4 protein-coding genes and 1 tRNA gene are annotated in these 5,802 nt (G+C 76.1%); 3 read left to right on the forward strand and 2 right to left on the reverse strand.

What is annotated here, in order from left to right:
* Nucleotides 1-165 precede the first annotated feature (165 nt).
* Together J5O08_RS20195 and J5O08_RS20200 are read right to left on the reverse strand one after the other, a co-directional pair.
* Nucleotides 166-238, reverse strand: a tRNA-Arg gene (locus J5O08_RS20195).
* Nucleotides 239-369: 131 nt separating this feature from the next.
* The gene (locus tag J5O08_RS20200; RefSeq protein ID WP_218708699.1) at nucleotides 370-1,428 is read right to left on the reverse strand and encodes a hypothetical protein; all 1,059 of its coding nucleotides are present in this window, start codon (nucleotides 1,426-1,428) and stop codon (nucleotides 370-372) included.
* 274 nt (nucleotides 1,429-1,702) lie between these two features.
* Here J5O08_RS20200 and J5O08_RS20205 point away from each other — a divergent pair, with 274 nt between their 5' ends.
* The 3 genes from J5O08_RS20205 to J5O08_RS20215 form a co-directional block, all read left to right on the forward strand.
* The gene (locus tag J5O08_RS20205) at nucleotides 1,703-2,596 is read left to right on the forward strand and encodes a ribokinase (RefSeq protein ID WP_308281749.1); all 894 of its coding nucleotides are present in this window, start codon (nucleotides 1,703-1,705) and stop codon (nucleotides 2,594-2,596) included.
* A gap of 205 nt (nucleotides 2,597-2,801) precedes the next feature.
* Nucleotides 2,802-3,176 (forward strand): hypothetical protein, encoded by a 375-nt coding sequence (locus J5O08_RS20210; RefSeq protein ID WP_218708701.1) that lies wholly within the window; start codon nucleotides 2,802-2,804, stop codon nucleotides 3,174-3,176.
* A gap of 263 nt (nucleotides 3,177-3,439) precedes the next feature.
* Nucleotides 3,440-5,802 (forward strand): LamG-like jellyroll fold domain-containing protein (locus J5O08_RS20215; RefSeq protein WP_218708702.1); only part of this gene is annotated, 2,363 nt, incomplete at its 3' end.

Here is a 5,802-nt window from a genome sequence, read left to right on the forward strand (position 1 = left end):
TGCGCGCGACGCGTCGCCGCGTGCGCCGCCCGCGGGCCCGGGGCTCGCGCCGGGGGCGGCGGGCGCCGGTGCTGCGGGCGCGCCGTGGGGCGTCCCCGCCTTGTCACGGCGGGGTGCCTCGGCGGACGACCGCGGGCCGCTGGCGGCGCGCGCGGACGTCCGTTGTGCGCCTGGGCAGACTCGAACTGCCGACACCCGCTTTAGGAGAGCGGTGCTCTATCCACTGAGCTACAGGCGCACGGGACCTGCGCAGGATGCGACGGCGGTCCCGGTGCATCGCCGTCCCGGACCCGCGGGTCCGAGCCGGCGCGTGCCCAGCCTACCGGTGCGCGTTCCGGCGGCGCGTCAGCGCCACCGGGACGGACCGGATCAGTCCGGGTAGTCGCCCTCGTCCACGAGGTTCGCGCCGAGCTCGACGGCCAGCATCCGCAGCGGCGCCATCAGGCGCTCCCACGTCTCCTCGTCGGGATCGACCGGCTCCAGGTGAACCGCCCGCAGCCGCCCGCGGTGGACCGCCGTCATCAGGTGCGCGACGCCGTCTGGGTGGGTGACGTCGGCCTCGGCCAGCACGTCCGCCTCGGTGAGGTCGCGGAACCCTCCCTCGCGCAGCGCCTCGGCGACCCGGTCCGCCGGCAGCGGCGCCAGCAGCGCGAGGTCCTCCAGCCCCTCGGCGGGACCCCGGGCGAGGATCGTCTCGGACCACGAGCCGGGCTCCCGCCCCGCCGGGACCGGCGGGGCCACGGGGGCCGGGACGCCGAGCCAATCCGCGACCGGCGACGTCCGCGCCTCCTCGGGCGCGGGCGGGAGGTCCGCGTCGAGGTACGGGCGCAGCACCGAGGGGAGGCGGTCCTGGTCGCCGACGGTCAGACCGGGTGGGAGGGCGGGGACGACGATCTTCGTCAGTCGGTCGGAGTTGTCGAGGCCGCGGCGGACCGCTATAGACACGGACGTGAGCACCGGATGGACCCACAACGCGAACGCGCCTTCTCCGCGCGCGTGGAACCCCGGGAGCAGTAGCGCCGTCTGGTGGTGGGCGTAGTCCCGGCGCCCCAGCGACGACCGGTAGACCCCCCACTGCGTGGGGGGGTGCAAGCGGCCGACGACGAGGCGCAGGTAGTGCATCAACCGGTCACCTGCCACCCGCGACTGCCGCATCAGCTCCCCGTACTCCGGGTCGGCGAGCACGCTGAGCCCGGGATCCGTGGCCGGCACGAGGCCCTCGGTCAGGCCCAGGAAGTCCGCCTTGGCCAGGTCGAGACACCACTCCCACAGCGGCACCAGCGACGCGACCGAGGCGTCCATCTCGTCCAGGGGTCCCCCGGTCTGGTCCATCCAGGAGGCCAGGTCACGCAGGTGGTAGGGCTCACGCGCGACGACGTGGTCCCGGAACTGCGCCGCCCGGTCGGCGGGGACGTCGAAGAACTCCATGCTCACCTCCGCGAGGTCAGGGGCTGGCCCCAGGGCGACGACCCGGGACAGGAAGCCGGTCGCTGCGCCGCCCCTGCGCGCTCCTGCGCCGAGCGGAACCTACGGCTGCGCGCAGGCGCCTCGCGGGGGTTCGGAGCCACGTCACCCGACCGGCCCATACGGCAACACGAACAGCGGCGCTCAACTCCGACACCCCGCGGGAACGCCCCGCGGGGTGTCGGCGGGGCAGGATGGGCGGCAGGCACCCGGGACCGCAGCGTGGGGGGAGACGGACGTGGCGCGAGACGTCGTCGTCGTGGGGTCGGTCAACGCGGACCTCATCGTGCAGGTCGAGCGTCACCCGCACCCCGGGGAGACCCTGCTCGGGCACACCTCGAGCGTCCTGCCCGGCGGCAAGGGCGCCAACCAGGCGGTGGCGGCCGCGCGGCTCGGCGCCGAGGTGGCGCTGGTCGCCGCGGTCGGCGACGACGTGAACGCCGGGATCGCCCTCGCCGGCCTGCGCGACGCGGGCGTCGACCTGGACCACGTGACCGTCGTCGACGCGCCCACCGGCCTCGCCGTCGTGACCCTGGCGGACGACGCCGAGAACACGATCGTCGTGGTCCCGGGCGCGAACGCGTCCGTCTCCCCGCGGCTCGTGGACGCCGCGGCCGACCTGATCGGCGAGGCGCGGGTGTGCGTCGTGCAGGCCGAGATCCCGCTCGCCACCGTCGCGCACGTCGCCCGGGTCGCCGCTGCCGGAGGCACCCGGCTGCTGCTGAACGTCGCGCCCGCCGCCGAGCTCCCGACCGAGACCGTGCGCGCCGCCGACCCGCTGGTGGTCAACGAGCACGAGGCGGCGATCCTGCTCGGCCGGCGCGACCGGGAGCCCGCGGACGCCGCCGCCGAGCTCGCGGCGCTGGGCGTGCGGTCGGTCGTCGTCACGCTCGGGGCGGGCGGGGTCGTCGGCATCGAGGACGGCGAGGCGTGGTCGCTGCCGGCGCGGCGGGTCGACGCGCTCGACACGACCGGCGCGGGCGACGCATTCGTCGGGGCGCTCGCCGCGGGGATCGCGGACGGGCTGCCGGTCCAGCAGGCGGCGGCGCTGGCGACGCGGGTGGCGGCTGCGTCGGTGACCCGGCTCGGCGCGCAGCCGTCGTACCCGTGGCAGGGCGACGACCTGCCCTGACCGACGGGGGTGGCCTCTCGCCCGCGTCGAGCGTGGTGGTTCTCGTCGAGGGCGGTGGTTCTCGTCGAGGGCGGTGGCAGGAGCTCCCGCGCTCGACGGGAACGACCGCGCTCGGGCGCTCGGGGCGGGGTCGGGGCGGCGCGGGCGCGGCGCGGGCGGAGGGGGCGCGGCGAGGACGGGACCGACGCGCCGCTATCGTCGTCCGGTGCCCGAGACCCCCGACGCGCCCGGCCCCGACGGCGACGTCCCCGGGCTCACGGCCTGCGCGCTGTGCGCGGGCGAGACGCTCGGCGTCGACGACCCGCTGCCCGGCGGCCAGCTGGCCCGCCTGCGCGCGCTGGCGGCCCGCGGCGCCGCCCGCCTGACGGAGGTCGACTGCCTCGACGCGTGCGAGCGCGGCGACGTGGTCGTCGCGCGGCCGACCGGGGCCTCCCGGCGCGCGGGCGCGGGTCCGGTGTGGTTCGAGCGGCTGTCCGGCGACGCCGACACCGCCGCCCTGGAGGCGTGGCTCCGCGCGGGTGGCCCGGGCGGCGGCGCGCTGCCGTCGCCCCTGCCCGAGCGCGTGATCCGTCGCGCGTGAGTCGGGGCGGCTGACCCGCCCAGGCCGCCCACCCCGCGCACAGCCCGCCCTCAGCCACCGTTTCACCCGCGGGCCACGCACGGGTCCGCGGGACGTCACGCGGAGTTCAGAACCGCTGGCCACGGTGGTGCGGCGCGTCCGGACCGGCGCGCCCACCCCCACCCACCGGAGACCCTCCCGTGCGACCTCACCCTGCCCCGACGCCCCCGCGCGCGTCGCGGCGCGCCCCTGCCCGTGCCCTCGCGGCCGTCGCCGCCGCAGCCGTGGCCGGCACCCTGCTCGCCGCCGCCCCGCCGGCCGCGAGCGCCGCGACCCCGGCCGCCGCCGTCCCGGCCGCGGCGTCGGACGAGCCCGGCTCGCGGTTCACGCTCGCCGTGCTGCCCGACACGCAGTTCTACTCGCGGTACTCGGCGGACCAGTTCCTCCCCCGCTACGGCACGGACCCGTTCCGCGAGCAGACGCGGTTTCTCGTGGAGCACGCCGACGAGCTCAACATCCCGTTCGTTGCGCACCTCGGCGACGTCGTCGACCGCGTCGGGCAGACCGCGGAGTGGCAGGCGGCCGACACGGCGATGCGGACGCTCGAGCAGGGCGGGCTGCCCTACTCGATCCTCCCGGGCAACCACGACGTCCGGAACTCGGACGACACCCTGGACGACACCGATTACGACCCGGCGAACGAGCCGTTCCTGCAGTACTTCGGTCCCGCGCGCGCGGCGACGCAGGCGACCTACGGCGGCAGCGACCCGACCGGGCTGAGCCAGTACCACGTCTTCGAGGCCGAGGGTCAGGAGTTCATGGTGCTCGCGCTCGCCTGGCGGGTGTCGGACCAGACGATGCAGTGGGCGAAGGACGCCATGGCGGCGCACCCCGACGTCCCGGTCATCCTGACCACGCACTCGCTGCTCAACATCGGCCCCGACCAGACCTCGCCGCGCGACACGGAGTACGGCGAGGAGCTCTGGGACAAGCTGATCCGCAGCAGCGACCAGATCTTCCTCACGTTCAACGGCCACTTCCACGGGGCGACCCAGCAGACCCGCACGAACGACTTCGGGCACTCGGTCACGAACGTGCTGATCGACTACCAGATGGCCTACGAGGGCGGGAACGGCTACCTCGGCCTGGTCGAGTTCGACCTCGCGCACGACACCGTGACGATGCAGACGGCGTCGCCGTGGGTGACCGCCAAGCCGCAGGAGACCCTGACGAGCTACGACCAGCCGTTCCTGGACGGCCCGAACCAGCGGTTCACGCTCGACCTCGACTTCTCGGAGCGGTTCGCCGGCTTCGACCCCGACTTCGGCCCCGGCGCGGGCGTCTGGCCGTCGCTGACCCAGCGGGCGCGCGACGTGCTGCTCGACGGCTTCGTCGGCCCCGACCCCGTCACCACGGAGCTGCCCGGCAACGCGCTCGACTTCGCTGAGGCCGAGGGCACCGTCGCGCACTGGCGCATGAACGACCTCCCCACCGGCGTGCTGCCCGAGGGCGGCACGATCCCCGACGTGGCGGCGGGCAACGACCTGACCCGCGCGACGATCGCCGCCTCCGGCTCGGCCACGGCGCAGGCCGGCGACGTGACGATCGTCCGGGACGACGTGCACGGCTACTCGTCCGACGGCGCCGCGGTGTGCTTCGCCAACTCGTCCGCGGCCCGGTTCAGCTACCTGACGACGGCCTCCGACGCCCCGGTGAACGCCGAGACGTTCCCGGAGGGCTACACGATCGAGACGTTCCTCCAGCTCGACCCGACCTGGGACGCGGGCGTGAACGGCTGGTCGAAGGCCGTCGTCCGGTCCGGCGACCGCTCGCAGCTCCCCGGCATGCCGTGGTCGCAGTGGGACTACACCGCCTCCCCGGTCGCGCTCGGCATCTCGAACCTGCGCGAGTTCCAGTTCACCGAGGTCCCGATCGCCGCGACCAAGGGCGACCGCACGGCGTGGTCCGGCGAGATCATGGTCGACAGCTGGTCGCACGTCGCGATCGTCAACGACCCGGCGTCGTCCACGACCACGATGTACATCGACGGCGCCCCGGTGCTGCGCAACGCCACCGACACGCTCGGGCACTCGGTCCAGGCGGACATGCCCTGGCTGCTCGGGTCGGACTGGGTCGACGGCGCGGCGCGCAACGGCTGGAACGGCTGCATCGGCGAGACCCGCGTGATCGACCGGCCCACCGGCCCGGCGGAGTGGCTGACGCAGCGCGCCGACCTCACCGGCCTGGCCGTCACCGACGCGCCCGCCGGCGACCTGCCGGCCGGGGCCGAGGTCACCTCGCTGTCCGGGACCGGGTTCCCCGGCGCCGTGGTGCGGGTGGCGGACGTCGCGACGGCCGGCGGCGCCGAGGTCCGGACCGCCGCGCTGGCCGCGGCGGCCGCGGTGCCGGCCTCGCTCGCGGGCGAGACCGTGGTCGGCGCGGACGGCCGGTGGACGCTCGCGTACGCCGGGGCGCTGCCCGCCGGTCGCTACGCCGGGTCCGTCGTGCAGGCGCTCGGCGCGCGGGAGTCGGCGCCGGTCGGCGTGGCGTTCGCCGTCGCGGCGGCGCCGGCGCCGGGCGCGCCCGACCCGGTGGACCCGCCGGTCGGCGGCGGTGGTGGCGGCGGTGGTACCGGCGCCGGCACGGG

The organism is Cellulomonas sp. PS-H5, assembly GCF_019265565.1.
Taxonomy (GTDB): Bacteria; Actinomycetota; Actinomycetes; order Actinomycetales; family Cellulomonadaceae; genus Cellulomonas.